Origin of the sequence: Bathymodiolus platifrons methanotrophic gill symbiont, assembly GCF_002189065.1 — a bacterium.
Classification (GTDB): domain Bacteria; phylum Pseudomonadota; class Gammaproteobacteria; order Methylococcales; family Methylomonadaceae; genus Methyloprofundus.
The window spans coordinates 1-4,804 of record NZ_BDMN01000411.1 but is presented as its reverse complement, the minus strand read 5'-3'; the positions used below and the strand labels follow the sequence as shown (position 1 = coordinate 4,804).

General features: G+C 38.6%; 5 protein-coding genes. 4 read left to right on the top strand and 1 reads right to left on the bottom strand.

Going from position 1 to position 4,804, the window contains the following annotated elements; translation table 11 throughout:
• Window positions 1–274 precede the first annotated feature (274 nt).
• The 4 genes from CDZ78_RS18430 to CDZ78_RS18415 all read left to right on the top strand — a co-directional run bounded on the left by CDZ78_RS18430 (window position 275) and on the right by CDZ78_RS18415 (window position 4,343).
• Window positions 275–787, top strand: coding sequence for a substrate binding domain-containing protein (locus CDZ78_RS18430; RefSeq protein WP_147889817.1), 513 nt, complete (start codon window positions 275–277; stop codon window positions 785–787).
• Window positions 788–997: 210 nt separating this feature from the next.
• Window positions 998–1,693: an aquaporin Z gene (gene aqpZ, locus CDZ78_RS18425; protein ID WP_087871287.1), complete on the top strand. Its 696-nt coding sequence runs from the start codon at window positions 998–1,000 to the stop codon at window positions 1,691–1,693.
• Window positions 1,694–1,863: 170 nt separating this feature from the next.
• Window positions 1,864–3,315 (top strand): exodeoxyribonuclease I, encoded by a 1,452-nt coding sequence (sbcB, locus tag CDZ78_RS18420; protein ID WP_087871286.1) that lies wholly within the window; start codon window positions 1,864–1,866, stop codon window positions 3,313–3,315.
• A gap of 437 nt (window positions 3,316–3,752) precedes the next feature.
• A complete protein-coding gene (locus CDZ78_RS18415; RefSeq protein ID WP_087871285.1) occupies window positions 3,753–4,343 on the top strand; it encodes a PAS domain-containing protein in 591 nt (196 codons plus the stop codon).
• A 25-nt stretch (window positions 4,344–4,368) separates the two neighbouring features.
• Here CDZ78_RS18415 and CDZ78_RS18410 read toward each other — a convergent pair.
• Window positions 4,369–4,804, bottom strand: a 436-nt coding sequence (locus CDZ78_RS18410; RefSeq protein ID WP_444979218.1) for an ISAzo13-like element transposase-related protein, incomplete at its 5' end; no start/stop codon positions are given.

Below are 4,804 nucleotides of genomic sequence, written 5' to 3'. Positions count from 1 at the left end.
ATATCGGGAAGTTGTTTCGTGCTTATTCCTAAGTATTTAGCAACTTTATTTATCAATGACTGAAGTTTCCCAATAATTATTTATGGTAAAATTGAAACTATGCTACAACTATATGAAAAAAATAGTCTTTTCATTCGTTTCAAATGCTATTGCCTAAGGGGAATTAAGTAGGGGTTTGCTATAAACATGGCAAAACCACCTAAAATAAACCTCGATACACCAGCATTGTGTATTTCAGCTACTCAATAATTGGGAAACTTCAGTTAATATATTAATGTCGCTTGATAATACCTTTGTTAATTTGCGTTCCGGGAAATTTGATATTGCCATTATGGTGACTGATAAGTTAGATCAGGGAGTAGTTGCACGAAAAATTGCGCAGACTTCATTATGTACTTATGCCTCGCCTGAATACCTACAGCAATATGGAACGCCCTTATCTATTGAGGATTTAGCCGAGCATAAATGCCTACACTATCTAGATACGCCACATGCAGATGCCTGGGTTTTTAATAAAGGCAAAGAGCGGATAGAAATTAGACCTAAATGGACCTTTGCATCAAATAATGGCGGTGCCTTGTGTCAGGCAGCATCATTAGGTATGGGCGTAGTTCGCTCGCCCGCTTTGTCAGTAAGGCGTTATGTACAGTCAGGTGAATTAGTTGAGATCTTAGCTGACTATAAATTGCCAAGTTTATCTGTTTATGCAACCTATCTGCAGCGTAATTATTACCCAGCTAAAATAAGTACTTTTATTGATTTCCTGGTGGATTACTTTGCTGAATAAAGATAGGCATAGAGGTAAAACCTGTTCTTTATGCTCTGCATGGAAAAAATAGTAATATTGCCGGTAAGTACGCCAATAATTATAAATCGGCTCAAAATAGTATTGGCCTTTATTGTATTTTCACAAAGCTATGCTAAATTTTTACTTATCACTGTATATTTGGTTTAGAGTTGGTGAGCTTCTTTATAATAATTGAATGGAGAAAAAAGTATGAAAAAGTACATTGCAGAATTTGTTGGTACATTCTGGCTGGTGCTGGGTGGTTGTGGTAGTGCAGTGTTAGCCGCGGGTTATCCTGAGCTAGGTATTGGATTCCTAGGTGTTGCACTGGCATTTGGTTTAACAGTTTTAACTATGGCTTTCGCTATTGGACATATTTCAGGATGTCACTTAAACCCAGCTGTTTCAATTGGACTCTGGGCTGGTGGTCGTTTTCCTGCCAATGAGCTACTCCAATACATTGTGGCGCAAGTACTAGGTGCAATTGTTGCTGGAGGAGTACTGTATCTAATTGCTACAGGTCAGCCAGGATTTGATGTGGGTGGTTTTGCATCAAATGGATATGGCGAGCATTCACCGGGTGGTTATTCTCTGTTTGCCGCCTTATTGACAGAAATTGTGATGACCATGATGTTTTTGTTTGTCATTATGGGCGCTACAGATGAACGGGCACCACAAGGTTTAGCACCGATAGCGATTGGTTTTTGCCTGACTTTAATTCATCTAGTCAGTATTCCTGTCACTAATACCTCTGTAAATCCAGCTCGTAGTACGGGTGTTGCAATTTATGTGGGTGATTGGGCTGTTGGTCAATTATGGCTATTCTGGGTAGCACCAATTATTGGTGCAGTGATCGGTGCGTTACTTTATCGATATATTGGCAGTGCTGAAAAAGCTTCAAGTTAGAAGATAAAACTGATTCCTATAAGGTACGTATTGCGTACTTTATAGGTTTGATAAAATGATTTAGTTGACCTGCCTGGATCAGATTTTCTGATTGCGCGCCTAAAAAACAGGCACTTCATACTATTTAGATATGGAGTTTTGTAACCACTAACAGATTACTGGCGACATTTATGACAGAAAATAGCTTTTATTGGCATGATTATGAAACCTTTGGCGTTGATCCGCAACGCGATAGGGCAGTGCAATTCGCGGGTATTAGAACAGACTTTGATTTTAATATTCTAGGCGAACCGTTAGTGATTTATTGTCGACCTGCTGATGATACTTTACCGCAACCAGAAGCCTGTTGTGTTACGGGTATTACACCACAAAAAGCAGCGGAGAAAGGTGTCTGTGAAACTGAATTTATTGCTCAGATTCATAAGGAAATGGCACAGGAGAATACTTGTACTTTAGGGTATAACAATTTACGCTTTGATGATGAAGTGACGCGTAACCTTTTATATCGGAATTTTTATGATCCTTATGCGCGAGAATGGCAGCAAGGAAATTCACGTTGGGACTTAATTGATTTAATACGCACTGTGCATGCACTTCGGCCTGAAGGCATACAATGGCCAACCGATAATGAAGGCAGGATTAGCTTCCGTCTGGAAAAGCTGACCGCAGAAAACGGGATTGAACATGCTGCGGCACACGATGCGTTATCAGATGTCTATGCGACAATTGCATTAGCTAAGTTAATTAATCAGGCACAGCCTAAATTATTTCAGTTTTTTTTACTAAATCGTGGCAAACATCAAATAAAACAATTATTACAACTAGGTACTTATATACCTGTTGTTCATGTTTCCGGTATGTATGGGGCGGAAAAACAATATATAGCTCTAGTTGTGCCAATATGCCAGCACCCGGTTAATACTAATGGAGTGATAGTTTATGATTTATCAGTTAATCCTGAGGTCATGCTCAAATTGTCAGCAGAGGAAATTCAGCAACGAATTTTTACGCCGAAAGCAGACTTACCTGAAGGCGTGGAGCGTATTCCTTTAAAAACTATTCATATTAATAAGTGTCCTATCGTTGCGCCTGTAAAAGTACTGCGTGCGAATGATGCTGAGCGATTAGGTATTGATATTGAACAGTGTCAGAATCATAGTAGTTTAATTCAGCAATCGGGTGATTTAATAGCTAGGCTCAATAAAATATTCAGTGGGCATACATTTTCGTCTGATTCGGAGTTAAACCCCGATCCTGATCTAATGATTTATAGCGGCGGCTTTTTTTCTGCACAGGATAAGCAAATGATGGCTCAGATTCATGCATTGGAACCTGAGCAATTAGCCGACTTTGTTTTCAAGGGAGGCGACTCAAGGCTGAGTGAGATGCTATTTAGATACCGTGCTAGAAACTACCCTGAAACTTTGAATAATGAAGAGAGTATGCGTTGGCAGCAGTTTTGTATGACACGTTTAAGTGATAGCGCAGACAATGGTTTTCTTGATTTTGACAGCTATCAGCAAAAAATAAATGAATTAAAGCAAAAACCTGATGTAGATAGCCAACTACTTAACGATCTTGAACAGTATGCAATTGATTTACAGAAAAAACTGAATGCATAGCAAGCCCCTCTGAAAGTGTGTTGATATGTGAAGTATTTGCTCAGATTTAATATGCTATATTTTGTTGTTACGCATAATTAAATCTTATATTGAATAGTTGGTTTCGGCCATGAGCTGAATAGACTAATACTCAATTTCGTTGACCGAAAAAATAATTGAAACTTTGAGCCGCTTGGGTTGTGTATTTTTTATATTAATCGTGAAACTTAGGCTCATATTATTATGGGATATTTATAGGTAAACTATTGAATGATTATGTGCCTAAATAGTTATCCAGATATGTGTTTCATGAATAAAATGTATATAATCTAGTCTTGAAATATAAGGTACTGAAGCTATTTAGTACTAAAATTTAACCTAGGTTGATAAGGTATCCAGGCTTAGATAATAATGTGATTCCGGAATAATACGATTGAACTTTAAAAATTTAATTTCCTATGACAAGCACCAAGCAAATCTTACGGCGATATGAACTGATTCTGACTTCTGCTGGTGAAGGTGTTTATGGTCTGGACCATGAAGGTAAAGGAACTTTTGTTAATCCGGCTGCAATAGCCATGACAGGGTGGACGGAAGAAGATGTCATTGGTAAGCCAGTGCATGATAAACATCACCATAGCAAAGTTGATGGCAAGCATTATCCAAAAAAAGAGTGCCCCATTTATGCAGCGTTAAAAGACGGTGAAGTACATCATATTACAGATGAAGTCTTTTGGAGAAAGGACGGAAGCTGTTTTCCGGTGCATTACACCAGCACCCCTATTTGGGAAAACGGCACGATCATCGGTGCAGTAGTCGTTTTTCAGGATGTGAGTAAAATCAAGCAAACTGAAGCAACGCTAGCTTTGTTACAACGACGTAATGAGCTACTGTTGTCAGCCGCAGGTGAAGGTATTTGTGGCTTTGACTGTGAAGGGCAAGTGGATTTCATCAATCCTACAGCTTACAGTATGTTGAGCTGGCAGGGTCAGAATTTTGAAGGTCAAAGCATCCACGATATTTTTGGACTAAATGACCCTAAGGAATAAGCACGAAACAACTTCCCGATATTAATTATTCTTGAGGAATTGCACGGTAATTCCATTTTGGTAAATGTGTATCAAATACAATCGGCATTATTTCTTTGAAGTCAGCGGCATATTTTCGTCCTGTCTCGTATATTTTGTCGAGTATGTGAACAATTGTTGTTAGTCCTTTTGACGTTGATGTTCTAGAAATCAATGTTTTAACTGTTTCAACCGAGTCAAATACAACACCTTCACAAGCACGAGTCACATGAGGAAAAAAACGATGTTCAATGGGATTATACTTGGAGGTATAAGGAGGATAGTGGGCAATCCTAATTTCCAATCCAAGTGCATTCGCAGTCTTTTGTAAATCTTCTTTAAAAATGTAGTGCCGTGAGCTGTTACTCCCTCCACCATCGCAAAGGATCAACAATGATTTTGCTTTAGGATAATGAATAATACCCTCGTTTACCCACCATTGA

Excerpts from the sequence above, each read along its gene's own strand:
- aqpZ (WP_087871287.1), top strand. The coding sequence starts at position 998 with ATGAAAAAGTACATTGCAGAATTTGTTGGTACATTCTGGCTGGTGCTG.
- CDZ78_RS18415 (WP_087871285.1), top strand. The coding sequence starts at position 3,753 with ATGACAAGCACCAAGCAAATCTTACGGCGATATGAACTGATTCTGACT.
- CDZ78_RS18430 (WP_147889817.1), top strand. The coding sequence starts at position 275 with ATGTCGCTTGATAATACCTTTGTTAATTTGCGTTCCGGGAAATTTGAT.
- sbcB (WP_087871286.1), top strand. The coding sequence starts at position 1,864 with ATGACAGAAAATAGCTTTTATTGGCATGATTATGAAACCTTTGGCGTT.